Annotated in this window: 20 protein-coding genes; 15 read left to right on the top strand and 5 right to left on the bottom strand. The window is 67.5% G+C overall.

What is annotated here, in order from left to right:
• Positions 1 to 72: 72 nt before the first annotated feature.
• From AWC31_RS33055 to AWC31_RS33065, 3 genes are read right to left on the bottom strand one after another with little or no spacing between them, the layout of a single operon-like run.
• The gene (locus tag AWC31_RS33055) at positions 73 to 1,134 is read right to left on the bottom strand and encodes a quinone-dependent dihydroorotate dehydrogenase (RefSeq protein ID WP_085149529.1); all 1,062 of its coding nucleotides are present in this window, start codon (positions 1,132 to 1,134) and stop codon (positions 73 to 75) included.
• Positions 1,134 to 1,403: a DUF5703 family protein gene (locus AWC31_RS33060; RefSeq protein ID WP_067858879.1), complete on the bottom strand. Its 270-nt coding sequence runs from the start codon at positions 1,401 to 1,403 to the stop codon at positions 1,134 to 1,136. The genes AWC31_RS33055 and AWC31_RS33060 overlap by 1 nt, the downstream gene beginning before the upstream one ends.
• On the bottom strand, positions 1,400 to 2,434 hold the full coding sequence (locus AWC31_RS33065; protein ID WP_207626486.1) for a YncE family protein: 1,035 nt from the start codon (positions 2,432 to 2,434) through the stop codon (positions 1,400 to 1,402). Before AWC31_RS33065 ends, AWC31_RS33060 begins: the two co-directional genes overlap by 4 nt.
• Positions 2,435 to 2,557: 123 nt before the next feature.
• On the opposite strand from AWC31_RS33065, the gene AWC31_RS33070 reads away from it, so the two are divergent.
• The 9 genes from AWC31_RS33070 to AWC31_RS33110 all read left to right on the top strand — a co-directional run bounded on the left by AWC31_RS33070 (position 2,558) and on the right by AWC31_RS33110 (position 10,417).
• Positions 2,558 to 2,869: a hypothetical protein gene (locus AWC31_RS33070; RefSeq protein ID WP_067858873.1), complete on the top strand. Its 312-nt coding sequence runs from the start codon at positions 2,558 to 2,560 to the stop codon at positions 2,867 to 2,869.
• Positions 2,870 to 2,925: 56 nt separating this feature from the next.
• Positions 2,926 to 3,756: an undecaprenyl-diphosphate phosphatase gene (locus AWC31_RS33075; RefSeq protein WP_085149535.1), complete on the top strand. Its 831-nt coding sequence runs from the start codon at positions 2,926 to 2,928 to the stop codon at positions 3,754 to 3,756.
• Between the two features lie 10 nt (positions 3,757 to 3,766).
• A complete protein-coding gene (locus tag AWC31_RS33080) occupies positions 3,767 to 4,438 on the top strand; it encodes a histidine phosphatase family protein (protein ID WP_085149538.1) in 672 nt (223 codons plus the stop codon).
• A 35-nt stretch (positions 4,439 to 4,473) separates the two neighbouring features.
• A complete protein-coding gene (locus tag AWC31_RS33085; RefSeq protein ID WP_067858865.1) occupies positions 4,474 to 5,061 on the top strand; it encodes an Rv2134c family protein in 588 nt (195 codons plus the stop codon).
• Positions 5,045 to 5,884 carry an Rv2133c family protein gene (locus AWC31_RS33090; protein WP_110775370.1) on the top strand — a complete coding sequence of 280 codons (840 nt, stop codon included), beginning with the start codon at positions 5,045 to 5,047 and terminating at the stop codon, positions 5,882 to 5,884. The genes AWC31_RS33085 and AWC31_RS33090 overlap by 17 nt, the downstream gene beginning before the upstream one ends.
• A 61-nt stretch (positions 5,885 to 5,945) precedes the next feature.
• Complete coding sequence (locus AWC31_RS33095) at positions 5,946 to 6,707, top strand: 3'(2'),5'-bisphosphate nucleotidase CysQ (protein WP_067858859.1); 762 nt, start codon at positions 5,946 to 5,948, stop codon at positions 6,705 to 6,707.
• A gap of 117 nt (positions 6,708 to 6,824) precedes the next feature.
• Positions 6,825 to 8,072: a cysteine--1-D-myo-inosityl 2-amino-2-deoxy-alpha-D-glucopyranoside ligase gene (gene mshC, locus AWC31_RS33100; protein WP_085149541.1), complete on the top strand. Its 1,248-nt coding sequence runs from the start codon at positions 6,825 to 6,827 to the stop codon at positions 8,070 to 8,072.
• 36 nt (positions 8,073 to 8,108) lie between these two features.
• Positions 8,109 to 8,984 (top strand): SDR family oxidoreductase, encoded by an 876-nt coding sequence (locus tag AWC31_RS33105; protein ID WP_085149544.1) that lies wholly within the window; start codon positions 8,109 to 8,111, stop codon positions 8,982 to 8,984.
• A gap of 23 nt (positions 8,985 to 9,007) precedes the next feature.
• The gene (locus tag AWC31_RS33110; protein ID WP_085149954.1) at positions 9,008 to 10,417 is read left to right on the top strand and encodes a DUF1254 domain-containing protein; all 1,410 of its coding nucleotides are present in this window, start codon (positions 9,008 to 9,010) and stop codon (positions 10,415 to 10,417) included.
• Here the strand turns inward: AWC31_RS33110 and AWC31_RS33115 are convergent.
• Positions 10,414 to 11,292 carry a PAC2 family protein gene (locus tag AWC31_RS33115; protein WP_067858854.1) on the bottom strand — a complete coding sequence of 293 codons (879 nt, stop codon included), beginning with the start codon at positions 11,290 to 11,292 and terminating at the stop codon, positions 10,414 to 10,416. The genes AWC31_RS33110 and AWC31_RS33115 overlap by 4 nt on opposite strands.
• Before the next feature lie 407 nt (positions 11,293 to 11,699).
• Here AWC31_RS33115 and metH point away from each other — a divergent pair, with 407 nt between their 5' ends.
• Positions 11,700 to 15,458, top strand: coding sequence for a methionine synthase (metH, locus tag AWC31_RS33120; protein ID WP_085149547.1), 3,759 nt, complete (start codon positions 11,700 to 11,702; stop codon positions 15,456 to 15,458).
• A gap of 3 nt (positions 15,459 to 15,461) precedes the next feature.
• Here metH and AWC31_RS33125 read toward each other — a convergent pair whose 3' ends face one another.
• On the bottom strand, positions 15,462 to 16,256 hold the full coding sequence (locus AWC31_RS33125) for an SDR family oxidoreductase (protein WP_085149956.1): 795 nt from the start codon (positions 16,254 to 16,256) through the stop codon (positions 15,462 to 15,464).
• Between the two features lie 77 nt (positions 16,257 to 16,333).
• Between AWC31_RS33125 and AWC31_RS33130 the strand changes: the two genes are divergently transcribed.
• The 5 genes from AWC31_RS33130 (at position 16,334) to AWC31_RS33150 (ending at position 20,408) form a co-directional block, all read left to right on the top strand.
• A complete protein-coding gene (locus AWC31_RS33130; protein WP_085149550.1) occupies positions 16,334 to 17,017 on the top strand; it encodes an HAD family hydrolase in 684 nt (227 codons plus the stop codon).
• A 55-nt stretch (positions 17,018 to 17,072) separates the two neighbouring features.
• A complete protein-coding gene (locus AWC31_RS33135; protein WP_085149958.1) occupies positions 17,073 to 18,674 on the top strand; it encodes a sugar porter family MFS transporter in 1,602 nt (533 codons plus the stop codon).
• A 36-nt stretch (positions 18,675 to 18,710) separates the two neighbouring features.
• Positions 18,711 to 18,992, top strand: coding sequence for a phosphoribosyl-ATP diphosphatase (locus AWC31_RS33140; protein ID WP_067858838.1), 282 nt, complete (start codon positions 18,711 to 18,713; stop codon positions 18,990 to 18,992).
• A 14-nt stretch (positions 18,993 to 19,006) separates the two neighbouring features.
• A complete protein-coding gene (gene hisG / locus AWC31_RS33145; protein ID WP_067858941.1) occupies positions 19,007 to 19,861 on the top strand; it encodes an ATP phosphoribosyltransferase in 855 nt (284 codons plus the stop codon).
• Between the two features lie 64 nt (positions 19,862 to 19,925).
• Positions 19,926 to 20,408, top strand: coding sequence for a DUF4126 family protein (locus AWC31_RS33150; RefSeq protein WP_085149553.1), 483 nt, complete (start codon positions 19,926 to 19,928; stop codon positions 20,406 to 20,408).
• Positions 20,409 to 20,411: the final 3 nt, after the last annotated feature.

The raw sequence follows: 20,411 nt of genomic DNA on the forward strand, positions 1-20,411 counted from the left end.
GACCGTGTTTGTACGCCGACACGCCGGTCTGTGTCGGCAATTCGCGGTCGCTCGCGCTGGGTCAGTGTCCGCTCAGCGCGCGGCCGAGCCCACCGCATCGGCCAGTGACGCGAACCCGCCCCGGCGCAGCCGCTCGGCGATGCCGTCGTGAATGTCCTTGGCCCACAAGCCGCCACCGTAGATGAACCCGGTGTAGCCCTGCAGCAGCGAGGCGCCCGAGATGATGCGGTCCCACGCGTCGTCGGCGGTCTCGATACCGCCCACGCTGATCAACACCAACTTGTCGCCGACACGGCGGTACAGCTGTCGCAGCACCTCGGCGGACCGCCGGGCGACCGGGCGCCCCGATATCCCGCCGGGGCCGAGGTCGGCGGCGCCGGGGGTGCGCAGGCCGTCGCGCGACACCGTGGTGTTGGTCGCGACGATGCCCGCCAGGCCCAATTCGACTGCCAGATCGGCGATCTCGTCGATGTCTGCGTCCGACAGATCCGGCGCGATCTTGACCAGAACGGGTTTGTCGGTCTCAGCCTTGACCGCGGCGAGGATCGGCCGCAGCGACGCCACCGCCTGCAGGTCGCGCAGGCCGGGAGTGTTGGGCGAGCTCACGTTGACCACCACGAACGACGCATGTGCGCTCAGCAACCGGGTGCTCGTCACGTAGTCGGACACCGCGGCTTCGGCGGGGGTGACCTTGGTCTTGCCGATGTTCACCCCGATCGGCACGTCCGGGGTGTGACTGGCCAGGCGGGCGGCCAGCGCGGCGGCACCCGCGTTGTTGAAGCCCATCCGGTTGAGCAGCGCATGGTCGTCCGGCAGCCGGAACAGCCTGGGCTCGGGATTGCCCGGCTGCGGCTGCGCGGTGACGGTGCCCACCTCGGCATAACCGAAACCCAATGCGCCCCAGGCGTTCAGGCCGCGGCCGTCCTTGTCGAACCCCGCCGCCAGACCGAGCGGCCCGGGAAACCGCACGCCGAACACCGTGCTGGCCAGGATCGGATCGGTGGGGGCCAGCCGTCGCGACAGGGCGCGGCGCAGGGCGGCCGGGCCGGTCGCGATGCGCAGCAGCGCGAAAACCCAGGTGTGTATCCGTTCCGCGGGCATGAGGAACATTGCCCGCCGCAGCGCGCCGTACATCACAGCGCCGGTTGGTCCGGTGTTCCCGGCATGGTGGCGGCCGTCTTCTTGCGGCGCAGCAGCACCCGTCGGCTCCCGTCTGTGTAGGCCCGCACCCGGGTCAGCTCCCAGCCGCGGTATTCCGCCTCGATCGACAGCCGGATGGACGCGCTGACGCGCGTGACATCGGGGGGTAGCCGCAACGGCACCCAGTCGTATTCGTCGGAGAGGTCTTCGGCGACCACCTTGTCCCAGCCCGGTGGCATCCGGCCGCGCTGCACGGCCGTCATGGTTTCACCGCCGCGTTCGCGATCACCTGCACGCCCGCTCCCGAGCCCGACACCACATAGAGCGTGTCGGCTTTGTCGTCGTATGCCAGGGAGTTGGGTTGCTGCACGGTTCGATAACGCACCTTTTCGACGGGTATGCCGGTGTCAAGATCGTAACCAATGACCGTGTTGGTCGCGGTCTCCGACACCCAGGCCAGGCCAGGGGAGCCGGCCAGTCCGTAGGGCGCGCCGCGCACCGGATAGCGCTGGCGCAGGATCAGCGGGTCGGTGCCGAACACCAGAAGCCCGTCGCCGCGGGTGTCGGCCACGAGAATCCGGCCCTGCGGATCGGTGGTCATCGTGGTGGCCCCCTCGCCGGCCCGCAGCGCGTGGTCGGCCTCGGTCCCGTCGGCGTCCACTGTCGTCACCGACGTCTGCCCACGGTCGAGAACCACCGCGGTATTGCCTTGTGTCACCAGCGAATCCACGCGGGCGAAGATCTTCAGCCGAGCCCCGACGGTGGTCGGGCCGTCGAGGGTGTACACCGCGCCGTCGGCGCTGCCGAGGACCACGTTGCCGTCCGCGCGCACCGCGATGGCGGTGAAGTCGACATCCTGTTGCCCGTCGATGCCAACCCTTTCGGGCTTGGCTGCGGCGCGCGCGAGGTCCACCCGGAAATAGCCGCCGCGCGTGGGCAGCAGCAGCCCGCCGCGCCCGTCGCCGGACAATGCGGTCGCTTTCGATTCCAGCAAAACTGTGCGCGGCGGGGCCACGCCGGCCAGCAGCGTCAGCGACGACTGACCGTCGGGTCCGGGCCCGAGAACCGCCAATGTGCTGGTTGCTGCGTCGAAGACGGCAGCCTGCGAGTGGCCGGTCACGGGTCGGACCTGGCCGTCCGGGGTGGCGGTCACCGGCGGTGAAACTGCGGCCTGGGCCGGCTCGATGGTGGGCGGCGGCGTGTCGGCCGGATTGGACGAACAGCCTGCCGTGAACAGCAGTACCAACGCGGCCACGCCAGCATAAACCGGCTGACCTGCAGTGATTAGGCGCAACGGACGGCTCTCGGTCGAGGTGATCGAACTGTAAACGGGCAAGAGTCCAGTTTAGGCACGGTTGCGGCCTGCCTTTGTTCCCGTATGCAAGCATCTCGCCATAAGTGGAGGTATGGTCGGGACATGACCCTCGCCGCAGACCGACACCTGGGAGACCAGAAGTTTGCTATCGAGGACATTTCCACTGGTGTCCACGCCAGCGGATTTGGCCAAGTTGGTGACGGGCGGACATTTTCTTTCCACATCGAGCGCCAGCAGCTGATGATCGAGGTGTATCGGCCGAGGCTTTCCGGTCCGGTTCCCGCCGAGGAAGATGTGGTGGCCGTCGCTGCCCGCAAACTCACCGACATCGACCTCACCGACGAGCGCAGCCTTTCTGCGACGGTTCGCGACGCCGTTGCCGAGGCGCAGCCGGTGGCGCGCACCGCTCGCTGAGCCGACCCTTCGCGGGGTGCCGCGGTACGGTCGTCGTCGTGACTGACGTGCCTGCGATGTCGTGGCTCCAAGTGATCGTGTTGTCGATTGTGCAGGGGCTCACCGAGTTTCTGCCGGTGTCGTCGTCGGGCCACCTCGCCATCACGTCGCGCGTGTTCTTCGACGACGATGCCGGCGCCTCGTTCACCGCGGTCACCCAGCTCGGCACCGAGGCCGCGGTGCTGGTGTACTTCGCCAAGGACATCGGCCGCATCGCGAAGGCCTGGTGCACAGGCCTGTTCGACGCCGCGCGCCGCAACGCCGACTACCGCCTCGGCTGGTTCGTGATCGTCGGCACCATCCCGATCGCGGTGTTCGGACTGCTCTTCAAGGACGAAATCCGCACGGGCGCACGCAATCTCTGGCTCGTGGCGTCCGCGCTCATCGTGTTCTCGGCGGTAATCGCGGCGGCCGAGTACTTCGGCAGGCAGACCCGCCACGTCGAACAGCTGACGTTGCGCGACAGCGTCATCGTCGGCCTCGCGCAATGTCTGGCGCTCGTGCCGGGTGTCTCGCGGTCCGGCGCCACCATCAGCGCCGGGCTCTTCCTGGGCCTGGACCGGGAGTTGGCCGCGCGCTTCGGTTTTCTGCTCGCCATTCCCGCGGTCTTCGCCTCGGGCCTGTTCTCGCTGCCCGACGCGTTCCATCCGGTCGGGGAAGGTATGAGCGCCAGCGGGCCGCAACTGCTGATCGCGACGCTGATCGCCTTCGTCGTCGGATTCGCCGCGATCGCCTGGTTCCTGCGATTCCTCGTGTCGCACAGCATGTATTGGTTCGTCGGGTACCGGATCCTGCTCGGTACGGTGGTGCTCGTCCTGCTCGGCACCGGCGTGGTGGCGGCACAGTGAAGGCGGCACAATGACTTTGATCCTGTTGCGGCACGGGCGCTCGACGTCGAACACCGCGCACACGCTCGCGGGCCGGTCGGAGGGTGTCGATCTCGACGACCGCGGTGTCGAGCAGGCGGCAGGCGTGGTGTCGCGCATCGGCGACCTACCGGTGCGTGCGATCGTGCGGTCGCCGTTGTTGCGGTGCCGGCGCACGGTCGAACCGCTGGCCGCGGCGCTGGGTCTGGAGCCCATCGTCGACGAGGGGCTCACCGAGGTCGACTACGGCGCCTGGACCGGCCGCAAGATCGCCGACTTGGTCAAAGAGCCGCTGTGGAGCGTGGTGCAGGCGCAGCCGAGCGCCGCGGTGTTCCCGGATGGCGAGGGGCTGGCCCAGGTGCAGGCCCGTGCCGTCGCAGCGGTGCGCCGGCGCGACCGCGAACTCGCCGAGGAACACGGCGCGGACGTGCTGTGGGTGGCGTGCACACACGGTGACGTCATCAAGGCCGTGCTGGCCGACGCGCTGGGTGTACATCTCGACGGCTTTCAGCGGATCACCGCCGACCCGGCGTCGATGAGCGTGATCCGTTACACCGATCTGCGCCCATTCGTGATGCACATCAACCACACCGGCGCCCAACTCAGCGCCGGGTTGGCCGCCAAGCCGACCACCGATGCGGTGGTCGGCGGGTCCACCGACTGACCGGCGATACCGATGACGGTATTTTGGAAGGTGCCATGGCCCGCGCAATTCACGTCTTCCGCATGCCCGACCGCTTCGTGGCCGGGACGGTTGGCCAACCCGGTAATCGGACCTTCTACCTGCAGGCCGTTCACGACAAGCGGGTGATCTCCGTCGTGCTCGAAAAGCAGCAGGTCGCCGTCTTGGCGGAGCGCATCGCCGCACTGCTGCTCGAGGTCAACCGCCGGTTCGGCACGCCCATCCCGCCGGACACCGGGGAGGTCGCCGATCTGCGGCCGCTCATCACCCCGGTGGATGCCGAATTCCGGGTCGGCACCATGGGGCTGGGCTGGGACTCGGAAGCGCAGACGATCGTCGTCGAACTGCTCGCGGTGTCCGACGGCGAGTTCGATGCCTCGGTGGTGCTCGACGACGCCGAGGAGGGCCCCGACGCGGTGCGGGTGTTCCTGACGCCGGAATCGGCGCGGGAGTTCGCGACGCGGTCCAACCGGGTCATCTCGGCCGGGCGCCCGCCGTGCCCGCTGTGTGACGAGCCGCTCGATCCGGACGGTCATATCTGCGTGCGCACCAACGGCTACCGGCGCGGCGTCACGGCCGAACCTGAAGATGACGTCGACGGCTGACGGCGGGCCGGGCCCATCCAGATCCGACGGCGAGGTGCTGGACAACGGTGAGTTGACGGTGATCGGCCGGATCCGGTCGGCCAGCAACGCCACCTTCCTGTGCGAGGCGCATCTGCGGGACCGCGAGGTGCACTGCGTGTACAAGCCCGTGGCCGGCGAGGCGCCGCTGTGGGACTTTCCGGACGGCACCTTGGCGGGCCGCGAGCTGGGCGCCTACCTCGTGTCCGCCGCGCTCGGCTGGAATGTCGTGCCCTACACCATCATTCGCGACGGGCCCGCCGGGCCGGGCATGCTGCAGCTGTGGGTCGACCAGCCCGGCGACGAGGTGGGCGACGAGCCGGAGTCGGGACCCGACCTGGTGGATCTGCTCCCCGCGGGGCGCATCCCGCCCGGCTTCCTGCCGATCCTGCAGGCCTACGACTACGCCGGCGACGAGGTGACGCTCGTGCACGCCGACGACCCGCGGCTGTTCCGGCTCGCGGTGTTCGACGTGCTGATCAACAACGCCGACCGTAAGGGCGGGCACATCCTGTCCGGCGTCGACGGGCAGGTGTACGGCGTGGACCACGGGGTGAGCCTGCACACCGAGGACAAGTTGCGCACGGTGCTGTGGGGCTGGGCGGGTAAACCCGTCGACGACGACACCCTGGCCGACATCGCGGCCCTGCGCGACGGGTTCGGCGCTGGTCTCGGAGAACAGTTGTGTGGTCTGGTCACCGAACGCGAGATCGCCGCGTTGCACGCGAGAATCCTTGCCCTGCTGGACAATCCGGTGATGCCGATGCCCGACAGGCGCAGGCCGATCCCGTGGCCGGCGTTCTAGCCGGGATCGATTGGGCTGCCCCGGCCCGACACCGAAAGTTCACGGCACCGATACTGGCTCGGTGACACTTTCCGATGCCGACGTGGCCGCAGCAGTGGCCAAGGAGGCCGGGGAGTTGTTGCTGGCCGTCCGCGACGAGGTCGGTTTCTACGACCCGTACTACCTCGGCGACGAAGGCGACCGCCGGTCGAACGCGCTGATCCTGGACCGGTTGGCGCAAGCCCGGCCGGGCGATTCGGTGCTGAGCGAGGAAGCCGTGGACGATCTCGCCCGTGTCGAGGCCGATCGGGTGTGGATCGTCGACCCCGTCGACGGCACCCGGGAGTTCTCCCTGCCGGGACGCGAAGACTGGGCGGTGCACATCGCGTTGTGGCAGCGCTCGCTCGGGCCGCACGGCGGCTTGTCCGACGCGGTGGTGGCGCTTCCGGCGCGCGGCGAGGTGTACCGCAGCGACACCGTCACCCCGCCGCCGCCTCGCCAAGACGGCCCGATCCTGATCACCGCGAGCTCCAATCGGCCGCCGCCGGTGCTGTGGCGCATGCGCGAACATCTCGACTTCCGGATGGTGCGTATCGGTTCGGCGGGGGCGAAGGCGATGGCCGTGGTGCGCGGCGACGTCGACGCCTACATCCACGCGGGCGGCCAGTGGGAGTGGGATTCGGCGGCGCCCGCCGGCGTGGTGCTCGCCGCGGGCCTGCACGCGTCGCGTCTGGACGGTTCGGAGCTGCGGTACAACCGTCCCGACCCGTACCTGCCCGATTTCGTCATGTGCCGGCCCGAGCTCGCGTCGGTGCTGCTGGACGCGATCGGTTCGGCCCGGTGAGGGCACGGTGACGGCCGGGCCGGGAATGGATCGGCGCGCGCGGTTGTCTGTCTACCTGAACTGTGCGGAACCGACCGGCGGGAGGCCGTTCTGAGCGAGCACCTTAAAGTCGATGCCATGCAATCGTGGTCGGCTCCCCAGATCCCCGTGGTGCCGGGGCGCGGTCCGCAGTTGCGGCTCTACGACAGCGCCGACCGCCAGGTGCGCCCGGTGTCGCCGGGCCCGAAGGCGACCATGTACGTGTGCGGCATCACGCCGTACGACGCGACCCACCTCGGCCATGCCGCCACCTATCTCACGTTCGACCTCGTGCACCGGCTGTGGTTGGACGCCGGGCACACCGTGCATTACGTGCAGAACGTCACCGACGTCGACGACCCGCTGTTCGAGCGCGCCGAGCGCGACGGCATCGACTGGCGCGCACTCGGCGACCGCGAGACGCAGTTGTTCCGCGAGGACATGACGGCGCTGCGGGTGCTGCCGCCGCACGACTATGTGGCCGCGACCGACGCGATCGCCGAGGTCATCGAGGTGGTCGAAAAGCTGTTGGCGTCCGGCGCGGCCTACGTCGTCGACGATCCCAACGAACCCGGATATCCCGATGTCTACTACCGGGCCGACGCCACCACGCAGTTCGGCTACGAGTCGGGTTACGACCGCGAGACGATGCTGCGGCTGTTCGGCGAACGCGGCGGCGATCCCGACCGGGCCGGCAAGAGCGACGAGCTCGACGCGCTGTTGTGGCGCGCGCACCGGCCGGGCGAGCCGAGCTGGCCGTCACCGTTCGGTCCGGGCCGCCCCGGCTGGCACGTCGAGTGTTCGGCGATCGCGCTCACCCGCATCGGCACCGGGCTCGACATCCAGGGCGGCGGTAGCGACCTGATCTTCCCGCACCACGAGTTCTCGGCCGCGCACGCCGAATCGGTAACGGGGGAGCGACGATTCGCCCGCCACTACGTGCACGCCGGCATGATCGGCTGGGACGGCCACAAGATGAGCAAGAGCCGGGGCAACCTCGTGTTGGTGTCGCGGCTGCGCGCCGACGGCGTCGATCCCGGCGCGATCCGGCTCGGGCTGCTGTCGGGGCACTATCGCGCCGACCGGTCGTGGAGCCGGCAGGTGCTCGACGAGGCCAACACCCGGCTGGCGCGCTGGCGCAGCGCGACGGCCCTGCCCGCCGCGCCGGACGCGACCGACGTGGTGGCGCGCGTGCGGCAATACCTCGCCGATGATCTGGACACGCCGAAAGCACTTGCAGCAGTTGATGGTTGGTGTACCGACGCGTTGTCGTACGGCGGGCACGACACCGAATCCGGCCGGCTGGTCGCCGCCACCGTCGACGCGTTGTTGGGTGTGGACCTCTAACTCGACCGGCGGGTACCTTAGGCGACTATGTCCGCCATGAGCTCAGTCAACGGCAAGGTCGTCTTCATCACCGGTGGCGCCCGCGGCGTCGGGGAGGAAGTCGCCCGACGGCTGCGGAAGAAGGGCGCCAAACTCGTTCTCACCGATCTGGACGAGGCACCGTTGACGGCGCTGGCCGCCGAGCTCGGCGACGAACACGTGATGACCGCACTGGCCGACGTGCGCGATCTGCCCGCGATGCAGAAAGCCGCCGACGCCGCCGTCGAACGGTTCGGCGGCATCGACATCGTGCTGGCCAACGCGGGCATCGCGAGCTTCGGCTCGGTCATGCAGGTGGATCCCGAGGCGTTCAAGCGCGTCATCGACGTCAACGTGGTCGGCGTGTTCAACACCGTCCGGGCGACGCTGCCCGCGGTGATCGACCGGCGCGGCTACGTCCTGGTGGTGTCGTCGCTCGCGGCCTTCACGTCTGCCCCCGGGCTCGCCGCGTATCACGCGTCGAAGGCCGGCGCCGAGTACTTCGCGAACACGTTGCGACTCGAGGTCGCCCACCTGGGCGTGGATGTCGGCTCGGCGCACATGAGCTGGATCGACACCCCGCTCGTACAGGACGCCAAAGCGGACCTGTCGACGTTCCGCGAGATGCTCGCCAAGATGCCGGGCCCGCTCAAGCAGACCACCACCGTCGCCAAGTGCGGCGAGGCCTTCGTCAAGGGCATCGAGGGCCGCAAGAAGCGCATCTACTGCCCGGACTGGGTCGGCCTGTTCCGCTGGATCCGGCCGGTGGTGGCGACGCCGCTGGCCGAGCGCGACATCCGCAAGTTCACCCCGGAGCTGCTGCCCAGGCTCGATGCCGAGGCCGCCGCGCTCGGGCGCTCGACAAGTGCCCGCACCGAAGCCCTGGAGAGCTGACCGTGCGGATTCTGGCTCTGGTCATGATCCTTGCAGCCAGCCTGGTGGCGTGCGCGACCGAGCCCGAACAGCCCGACCAGCCGGCACCGTCGCAGCAGGCCATGCCGCTCGACCAGGTGCGCGCCATCGCCAAGGAGGCCTACATCTACGGCTTCCCGATGGTCGACTCCTACCGGGTCCAGTACGCCTACTTCGTCAACAAGGACGATCCCGAGTACAAGGGCGGCTGGAACGACATCCACAACACCGCGCGGGTGTACACGCCCGAGGACAAGGCGATCCAGACGCCGAACTCCGACACGCCGTACTCGTTCGTCGGCGCCGACCTGCGCACCGAACCTCTCGTGCTGACGGTTCCGCCGATCGAGCAGGACCGCTACTACTCGTTGCAGTTCATCGACGGCTACACCTACAACTTCGCCTACGTCGGCAGCCGCACCACCGGCAACGGCGGCGGCAGCTACCTGCTGGCCGGGCCCGGTTGGCAGGGGAACAAGCCCGAGGGCATCAAAGAGGTCATCCGGTCCGACACCGACCTGGCGTTCGTCCTGTACCGCACCCAGCTCTTCGGGGAATCCGACCTCGACGCCGTCAAGAAGATTCAGGCCGGGTACCAGGTGGCCCCGCTGTCGGTGTACCTCAAACAGCCGTCGCCGCCCGCGGCTCCGCCGATCGATTTCACCCCGCCGTTGACGCCAGAGGCCCAGAAGACCTCGCCGCAGTTTTTCGAGATCCTCAACACCGCGCTGCGGTTCGCCCCGGTCAAGCCGGAGGAACAGGAGATGCGGGCGCGGTTCGCGACCATCGGTATCGGTCCCGACGGCGATTTCGACGCCGACAAACTGACGCCGGAGACGCGCAAGGCCATCGAGGACGGAATGGCCGATGCCTGGGCCGAGTTCAACACGTTCAAGAAGGAGAAGGTCGACACCGACCAGGTCGGTTCGGCACAGTTCTTCGGGACCCCGGCCGACCTCAAAGGCAATTACCTGTACCGGATGGCCGGCGCGGTGCTCGGTATCTACGGCAACACCGCGGCCGAGGCGCTCTATCCCGGTGCGACGGCGGATTCCAAGGGTGAACCGCTGACCGGGGCGAACAGGTACACCTATCGGTTCGCGAAGGACCAGCTTCCGCCGGTCAACGCGTTCTGGTCGTTGACCATGTACGAACTACCGGCCAGCCAGCTCGTGGCCAACCCGATCGACCGCTACCTGATCAACTCGGAGATGCTGGACACCCTCGTGCCCGATCCGGACGGGGGCTACACACTCACGATCCAGAACGAGTCACCGGGCGTCGGGAACCCCGCGCAGGCGGCGAACTGGCTGCCTGCCCCGAAGGGTCCGTTCATGCTCGTCCTGCGGCTCTACTGGCCCAAGCCGGACGCGCTCAACGGAACCTGGAAGGCGCCCAAGCCCGAGCGGGTCTAACGGCCGCGCCGGCGCAGGTAGCGTTCGAACTCCGCCGCCAGCGCGTCGCCGTCGATCTTGCCCAGCACCTCGTGCATGTCGACTTCGGCGTCGCCGCGCTGCTCCAGTGAGGCGACGTACTCGGCGATCTCCTCGTCGTCGGCGGTCATCTCGGTGACCGCCGCCTCCCATTCCTCGGCCGCCGCGGGCAGATCGGCGAGTGGCACCTCGACGTCGAGCACGTCCTCGACCCGGCGCAGCAGGGCCACGGTCGCCTTCGGGTTGGGCGGCTGGGACACGTAGTGGGGGACCGCCGCCCAGAACGTCACCGCGGGGATCCCGGCCTGCACGCACGCGTCCTGGAAGACGCCGGCGATGCCGGTGGGCCCCTCGTACCGGGTCTCCTCCAGACCGAAGAACTTCGCCGAATCCGAGGAGTACGCCGCGCCCGACACCGGAACCGGGCGGGTGTGCGGCGTGTCGGCGAGCAGCGCGCCGAGAATCACGACGGTCTGGACGTTCAGCTTGTCGGCGATCGCGAGCAACTCGGCGCAGAAGGTGCGCCAGCGCATGTTCGGCTCGACACCGTGCATCAGCACGACATCGCGGTTGCTGCCCGGTGGGCGGCAGTGCGATATCCGCATCGACGGCCACACCAGTTCCCTGGTCACGCCGTCGACCTGGCGGATGACCGGCCGGTTCACCTGATAGTCGTAGTACGACTCGTCGTCGATCTCGACGATCGGTTCGGCTTCCCAGATCGCATCCAGGTGGTCCAGTGCGTCACTGGCCGCATCGCCGGCATCGTTCCAGCCCTCGAAAGCTGCCACCACGATGGCGTCTTCCAATTCGGGCAGGTCGGCGGGCCGGCCGGCGTTCGGATACGACGATGTCACACTGCCAGCGTAAGCCCTGGGTGGTGCCAATGAGCCGCTTGAGCGGGCGGGTCGGCTTCGCCCCGATGAGTCCGTCGCGCGACGAGGCAACTTTGCCCCGATGAGCCGCTTGCGGGAAGAGCAACTTGCATAGACGGACTACCCTGTTCATGTGACTGCTGCTGACGATCGCGTCGCGGGTGCCCAACGGTGTGCGCCGACGCGGTCGCGATGAAATACGTTCGGCCGCAATCTGGTAGCACTGACCGGGTCGGGTCGATCGCAGCGACGGGTTGGGCGTCCAGACGTCGATCAGGTGACGACGTAGACTTTTCTGGTCGAGAGGCGTTGCAACGGATTCCGGTTACGCCGGTATCCGCCACGCTCGACAGAGTCAAGGACGCCTTCCGCTACGGAAGGAGTGCACTGTGACCACCCCCGTAACCGCCTCACGGCCAGATTTCGCGCCCAACATCCGCCCCGACTGCAGCGACGAACTGACGGCTGCCATGCGCGAACGGATCGTGGTGATCGACGGTGCGATGGGCACGGCGATCCAGCGCGACCGCCCGGATGAGGCCGGTTACCGCGGCGAGCGGTTCAAGGACTGGCCGAGCCCGGTTCAGGGCAACAACGATCTGCTCAACCTGACGCAGCCGCACATCATCGAGGGAATCCACCGCGAGTACCTCGAGGCGGGCGCCGACATCCTGGAGACCAATACGTTCAACGCGAACGCGGTTTCGCTCTCCGATTACGACATGGCCGAGCTGAGCTACGAGCTGAACTACGCAGGCGCCGCCCTGGCCCGCAAGGCCTGCGACGAGTTCAGCACGGCCGACAAGCCCCGCTACGTCGCCGGCGCGCTCGGGCCGACGACGCGGACCGCGTCGATCTCGCCCGACGTCAACGACCCCGGTGCCCGCAACGTCTCCTACGACCAGCTGGTCGCCGCCTACCTCGAAGCCGCCAACGGCCTGGTCGACGGTGGCGCCGACCTCATCATCGTCGAGACGATCTTCGACACGCTGAACGCGAAGGCCGCGGTGTTCGCCATCGAGACGCTGTTCGAGGAGCGTGGCCGCCGCTGGCCGGTGATCATCTCGGGCACCATCACAGATGCGTCCGGGCGGACGTTGTCCGGTCAGGTCACCGAAGCGTTCTGGAACTCGATCCGGCACGCTAAGCCGCTCGCGGTGGGACTCAACTGTGCCCTGGGTGCCCCCGAGATGAGGCCCTACATCGCCGAGATGTCGCGCATCGCCGACACTTTCGTCTCCTGCTACCCGAATGCCGGCCTGCCCAACGCGTTCGGCGAGTACGACGAGTCCCCGAAGCGTCAGGCGGGTTATGTCGCCGAGTTCGCCGAAGCCGGTTTCGTCAACCTCGTCGGTGGATGCTGCGGAACCACACCGGCGCACATCGCCGAGATCGCCAAGGCCGTCGAGGGCAAGCCGCCGCGTCAGGTGCCTGAGATCGAGGTGGCCACCCGGCTGTCGGGCCTGGAGCCGCTCAACATCACCGAAGACTCGCTGTTCGTCAACATCGGTGAGCGCACCAACATCACCGGCTCCGCCCGGTTCCGCAACCTGATCAAGGCCGAGGACTACGACACCGCGCTGTCGGTCGCCCTGCAACAGGTCGAGGTCGGTGCGCAGGTCATCGACATCAACATGGACGAGGGCATGATCGACGGTGTCGCCGCGATGGACCGGTTCACCAAGCTGATCGCGGCCGAGCCGGACATCAGCCGCGTTCCGGTGATGATCGACTCCTCGAAGTGGGAGGTCATCGAGGCCGGTCTGAAGAACGTGCAGGGCAAGCCGATCGTCAACTCGATCTCGCTGAAGGAGGGCGAGGAGAAGTTCGTCCGTGAGGCGCGGTTGTGCCGGAAGTTCGGCGCCGCCGTCGTCGTGATGGCGTTCGACGAGCAGGGGCAGGCCGACAACCTGGAGCGCCGCGAGCAGATCTGCGGGCGTGCCTACCGGATCCTGACCGAAGAGGTCGGCTTCCCGGCCGAGGACATCATCTTCGACCCGAACTGCTTCGCGCTGGCGACCGGTATCGAGGAGCACGCGACCTACGGCATCGACTTCATCAACGCGTGCGCCTGGATCAAGGAGAACCTGCCCGGGGTGCACATCTCCGGCGGTATCTCCAATGTCTCGTTCTCGTTCCGGGGCAACAACCCGGTGCGCGAGGCGATCCACGCCGTGTTCCTGTTCCACGCCATCAAGGCGGGCCTCGACATGGGCATCGTCAACGCGGGCGCGCTGGTGCCCTACGACTCGATCGACCCCGAACTGCGCGACCGTATCGAGGACGTCGTTCTCAACCGGCGCGACGACGCGGCCGAGCGGCTCCTGGAGATCGCCGAGCGGTTCAACAAGACGGATAAGTCCGACGACACGCAGGCGGCCGAGTGGCGCAGCCTGCCCGTCCGCGAGCGCATCACGCACGCCCTGGTGAAGGGCATCGACGCGCACGTCGACGACGACACCGAGGAGTTGCGGGCCGAGATCGCCGCCGCAGGTGGTCGCCCGATCGAGGTGATCGAGGGCCCGCTGATGGACGGCATGAACGTCGTCGGTGACCTCTTCGGCTCGGGCAAGATGTTCCTGCCCCAGGTCGTGAAGTCGGCCCGGGTGATGAAGAAGGCCGTCGCCTACCTGCTGCCGTTCATCGAAGCGGAGAAGGAGCAGAACGGCACCGCGGCAGCGAAGGACACCAACGGCACCATCATCATGGCCACCGTGAAGGGCGACGTCCACGACATCGGCAAGAACATCGTCGGAGTCGTCCTGCAGTGCAACAACTTTGAAGTGATCGATCTGGGTGTGATGGTGCCCGCGCAGAAGATCCTGGACGCGGCCAAGGAGCACGACGCCGACATCATCGGGCTGTCCGGCCTGATCACCCCGTCCCTGGATGAGATGGTCAACTTCGCCGTCGAGATGGAACGCGAAGGGCTTGAGATCCCCCTGCTGATCGGTGGCGCGACCACCTCACGGGCCCACACGGCCGTCAAGGTGGCGCCACGTCGTAGCGGTCCCGTGGTCTGGGTCAAGGACGCGTCCCGCTCGGTGCCGGTCGCCGCCGCGCTGCTCGACGACAGGCAGCGGCCGGCGCTGCTGGAAGCCACCGAGAAGGACTACGCGTCGCTTCGAGAACGGCACGCCCAGAAGAACGAGCGGCCGATGGTGACGCTGGAGAAGGCGCGTGCCAACCGGACGCCGATCGAGTGGGACGGCTACAGGCCGCCGGTGCCGGCCCAGGGGCTCGGCGTGCGAGAGTTCACCAACTACGACCTCTCGGAGCTGCGCGAATACATCGACTGGCAGCCGTTCTTCAACGCCTGGGAGATGAAGGGCAGATTCCCCGACATCCTCAACAACCCCGCATCGGGTGAGGCGGCGCGCAAGCTGTACGACGACGCCCAGGAGATGCTCGACACCCTGATCAAGGAGAAGTGGCTGACCGCCAACGGGGTGATCGGGTTCTTCCCGGCCAACGCGGTCGGTGACGACATCGAGGTGTACACCGACGAGACCCGCTCCGAGGTGCTGACGACGCTGCACAACCTGCGCCAGCAGGGCGAGCACCGCGACGGTATCCCGAACCGGTCGCTGGGTGATTTCGTCGCGCCGAAGGCGACCGGTCTGGCCGACTACGTCGGCGCGTTCGCCGTCACCGCGGGGCTCGGCAGCCAGGACAAGATCGCCGAGTTCAAGGCCGATCACGACGACTACAGCGCGATCCTGCTGGAGTCGCTCGCCGACCGGCTGGCAGAGGCGTTCGCCGAACGGATGCACCAACGGGTCCGCGAGGAGTTCTGGGGCTATCAGCCCGACGAGCAGCTGGACAACGAGGCACTCATCGCCGAGAAGTACGTGGGCATCCGCCCCGCGCCCGGTTATCCGGCCTGCCCGGAGCACACCGAGAAGGTGACGTTGTTCTCGTTGCTGGACGTCACCAAGCGGACCGGCATCGAGCTGACCGAGTCGATGGCGATGTGGCCCGGTGCCGCCGTCAGCGGCTGGTACTTCTCCCACCCGCAGTCGCAGTACTTCGTGGTCGGCAGGCTCGCCCAAGACCAGGTCGCCGACTACGCCAAGCGCAAGGGCTGGACGCTGGCCGAGGCCGAGCGCTGGCTCGCGCCCAACCTCGGCTACAACCCCGAGGACTGACGTCTAACGGAACTGTTCGGCGTTGCGCGCGGCCCACTGCGCCACGGACATCGCCGGGGTTCCGGTCAGTTCGGCCACCAATTGGTTGGCCCGCTGCGGCTCCTCGCCGGCGCTGACCGCGTCGAGATACCACGCCGCGGCGTCACCCATGATCGGCCGAAGCGCGGCTTCGGCTTCGGCGCGGTCGCACTGCTCGAACGCGACGGACCGGCCGATGCCCACGCCGATCTGGCGGGCGATCTCGGCGCGGCTCAGCGCCTCGGGTCCGGTGAGATCCAGCATCTCGCCGTGGTGCGCGGGTTCGACCAGCAGCCGCGCGGCGACACGGGCGATGTCGTCCATGCTGATCGGCGCCTCGACCACCGACGGATAGGGTTCGCGAACGGTTCCCGTCTGCTTGATCTGCTCGGCCCAGATCGTGAAGTTGTCGATGAATTCTCCCGGCCCGAGCTGGGTGTGGGGGAGACCGGACGCGCGCACGGCGTCGGCGTGTTCGGTCCAGTGCGCGCCGCCCGACAGCGCGACGACGTAGCCGACCCCGGCCTGCTTGATGCGCTCGAGCGTGGCGTCCAGCGTCGGCGGGTACGGAGCCAGATACATGCGCTCGACCCCGTCGAAGACCCCGTCAAGGGAGTCGAGGTCGCCGAGGAAGCCGGTGAGAACGCTCACACCTGCAGGCAGGTTCGCCTTGGCCGGGTTTTTGGTGAGTGCCCGGATGTCGGTGGCCCCCAAGGTGATCAACTCGTCCACGATGCGTCGGCCGATGTTTCCCGTGGCGCCGGTCACAAGAATTGTCATGAGTTCCACGGTAAGTGAGCGGTCCGACAACTTTGCTGATGTGACTCGGCTGTCGTCGTCATGACACAATCGAGTACATGCTGGCGGTGCTCTGGGACATGGACGGCACCCTGGTCGATTCCGAAAAGCTCTGGGACATCTCGATGCATGCGCTGTATGCGCGCATGGGTGCGGTGCTCACGCCCGAGGTACGGGAATCCACGGTCGGCGGTTCTGCCGAGACCGTCATGCGGATCGTCTACGACGACATCGGCCTCGACCCTGATCCGGTTGCGATGGCCGAATCCGCAGATTGGTTGCATGACTACACCGGTGAGCTTTTCGAGCAGGGCCTGCCCTGGCGGCCCGGTGCGCAAGAGATGCTCGACAGTCTGACCGCGGCAGGCATACCGATGGCCCTCGTGACGAACACGCGCCGTGAACTCGCCGAGCGGGCCCTCAATAGCATTGGCCGCCATTACTTTTCGATCACCGTGTGCGGCGACGAGGTCGAAAACGGCAAGCCGGCACCAGATCCGTACCTCCGTGCCGCCGAACTGCTCGGTGTGTCGACAGCGCACTGCCTGGCGGTTGAGGACTCGGTGACGGGCACGACGTCGGCCGAGGCCGCGGGGTGCCCGGTTCTCGTCGTGCCCAACGACGTCGAGGTGCCCTACGGTCCGCACCGCCGGCACGTTTCATCGCTGACCCAACTCGACGTGGCAGAGCTTCGCGCCGTCTATCACAGCTTGAATTCGCAAGCCGGAGAACGCACCGCCTGATCCCGCGCTGTGATTGAATGTGATCCTGATCACGCATCGCGCGGAGGGGTGTCACATGACTCATGGGCCGGTCGGCGATTCTGAATCAGGCATCGATTACGAGGAATCCGAGCACAGCGGCAAAGTGGTCCGCATCGCCTCGGTGGCGGCGCTCGGTGGTTTGCTCTTCGGCTACGACAGCGCGGTGATCAACGGGGCGGTTGCCGCCTTGCAGGACGAATTCGCCATCAACGACGTGACACTGGGCTTCGCGGTGGCCTCGGCACTGTTGGGTGCTGCCGTCGGGGCGCTGACCGCGGGGCGGCTGGCCGACAAGATCGGCAGGCGCTCCGTCATGAAGCTCGCCGCGGTGTTGTTCTTCGTCAGCGCGATCGGCACCGCGTTTGCCACACACATCTGGCTCGTCGTCGTCTTTCGCATCGTGGGCGGTCTCGGTGTTGGCGTGGCATCGGTCATCGCACCGACCTATATTGCCGAAACCGCACCGCCGCGTATCCGCGGTCGGCTCGGCTCCCTGCAGCAGCTCGCGATCGTGACGGGCATTTTCCTGTCCCTGTCGATTGACTACCTGCTCGCGCACCTGGCCGGCGGGTCGCGCGAAGAACTGTGGCTGGGGATGGCGGCCTGGCGGTGGATGTTCTTGGTGATGGCTGTGCCTGCCATCGTTTATGGCGTGTTGGCCTACACCATCCCGGAGTCACCGCGGTATCTGGTGGCCCAGTTCCGGATCCCGGAGGCCCGCAGAGTCCTGACCATGCTTCTCGGCGAGAAGAACCTGGAGATCACGATCCACCGGATCGAAGACTCGCTGAAATCGGAGAAACCGCCGTCGTGGCAGGACCTGCTCAAGCCGCGGCTGCCGGGGATGTCCGCGAGCTCTTTCACCGCCTGGGTGCGGCGGTATCTGTGGTGGCTGATGCTGCTTTTCATCGTGCTGGCCGTGGTGGCGGTCTTCTTCGGATGGTGGCTGCTGGCGCTGGTGTTCGGGGCACTCGGTGTCGGGGTCGCGGCGATCGGCGGGCTCTACGGCATCGTCTGGGTCGGGTTGGGTCTGTCGATCTTTCAGCAGTTCGTCGGCATCAACGTGATCTTCTACTACTCGAATGTGTTGTGGGAGGCCGTCGGATTCGACGAGAGCCAGGCCTTCACCATCACGGTGATCACCTCGGTGACCAACATCGTCACGACGCTCATCGCGATCGCGTTGATCGACAAGATCGGCCGCAAGCCACTGCTGCTGATCGGGTCCACCGGAATGGCGGTCACCCTCGGCACCATGGCGGTGATCTTCGGAACCGCTCCGCAGGTCGACGGCCAGCCTCAGTTGAGCGGCGCGGCCGGGCCCATCGCGCTGATCGCGGCCAACCTCTTCGTGGTGGCCTTCGGTATGTCCTGGGGGCCGGTCGTGTGGGTGCTGCTCGGCGAGATGTTCCCCAACCGCATCCGCGCCGCGGCGCTCGGCCTGGCCGCCGCCGGCCAGTGGGTGGCGAACTGGCTCATCACCGTGTCCTTCCCGGAGCTTCGCAACGTGCTCGGCGTGGCGTACGGCTTCTACGCGCTGTGTGCGGTGCTGTCGTTCATCTTCGTCTGGCGGTGGGTCGAGGAAACCAAGGGCAAGCATCTCGAGGACATGCACGCCGAGGCGCTGCGAACCTGACAGCGTCCCCACCCCGCACAATGACCGGCGGCACGCATGAAACAATTCATGCCTGTGAAGACCTTCGACGCCCTGTTCGCCGAGCTCAGCGACAAAGCGCAGACCAGGCCCGCCGGCAGCGGCACGGTCGCGGCGCTTGATGCCGGTGTACACGGGCTCGGCAAGAAGATCCTTGAGGAAGCCGGCGAAGTGTGGCTGGCCGCCGAGCACGAGAGTGACGAGGCACTGGCCGAGGAGGTCAGCCAGTTGCTGTACTGGACCCAGGTGCTGATGATCTCGCGCGGTCTGACCCTCGACGACGTCTACCGGAAGCTGTGAGCGTGGCTGACCAGATGTTGCGCGTCGCGGTCCCCAACAAGGGCGCGCTCAGTGAATCGGCCGCCGAGATTCTCGCCGAGGCCGGCTACCGGCGCCGCCGTGATCCCAAAGACCTGACGGTCGTCGATCCGGCCAACAACGTCGAGTTCTTCTTCCTGCGGCCCAAGGACATCGCGATCTACGTCGGCTCCGGTCAGCTCGACCTGGGCATCACCGGACGTGACCTCGCCGCCGACTCCGACGCGCCGGTGCGTGAGCGGCTCTCGCTCGGCTTCGGCGCCTCGACGTTCCGCTACGCAGCGCCTGCCGGGCGGGACTGGACCCCGCAGGATCTGGCCGGAAAGCGGATTGCGACGTCGTTTCCCAACCTGGTCCGAAAAGACCTGGCGGCACAGGGGATCGACGCCACGGTGATCCGGCTCGACGGTGCGGTCGAGATCTCGATTCAGCTCGGCGTCGCCGACGTGATCGCTGACGTGGTGGGCTCCGGGCGCACGCTCGGCTTGCACAATCTCGTGGCGTTCGGCGCACCGCTGTGCGAATCGGAGGCCGTGCTGATCGAACGTGACGGGGCCGACGGCGACGCGGCCGCGGCGGCGCGCGATCAGCTGACTGCACGGGTCCAGGGCGTGGTGTTCGGCCAGCAGTACCTGATGCTGGACTACGACTGTCCGCGTGCGGTTTTGGAGCAGGCCACCGCGGTCACGCCGGGCCTGGAGTCGCCGACAATCGCGCCGCTCGCCGATCCGGACTGGGTGGCGGTGCGGGCGCTCGTGCCGCGCCGTGACGTGAACTCCATCATGGACGAGATCGCCGCGATCGGCGCGAAAGCGATACTGGCCTCCGACATCCGGTTCTGCCGCTTCTGATAGTCCGGCGCTGCGGCGTCGTGCGTGCTAGCGTCCGGGTGACATTCCCGCCTCGGAGGTTGCCATGACGCACTTTCTGGTTCTGTTGCTGGCTCTGCTGATCGGTGTGGTGGCAGGGCTACGCGCATTCTCCGCCCCGGCGGCGGTGGCATGGGCGGCGGCACTGAGCTGGATCAACCTCGACGGCACGTGGGTCGAGTGGTTGGCACATCCCGTGACGGTCACGATTCTGACGATTCTTGCTGTGGGAGAACTGGTTACCGACCAGCTGCCGAGCACGCCCAGTCGCAAGACCCCGATCCAGTTCGGGGCCCGCCTGATCACCGGTGGCTTCGCGGGTGCGGTCATCGGCACGGCGTGGGGTTACACCATCGGCGGTCTGGGCGCGGGAATCGTGGGCGCGGTACTGGGAACGCTCGGCGGGTATGAGGCGCGTAAACGGTTGGTGGCGGCCAACGATGGCCGCGATCTGCCGATCGCCCTCGTCGAAGACGCCGTCGCGGTGCTCGGTGGATTCGCCGTCGCGGCGTTGACTGCGGTCGTCTAACCG

The organism is Mycolicibacterium wolinskyi (assembly GCF_002101965.1).
Lineage (GTDB): Bacteria > Actinomycetota > Actinomycetes > Mycobacteriales > Mycobacteriaceae > Mycobacterium > Mycobacterium wolinskyi.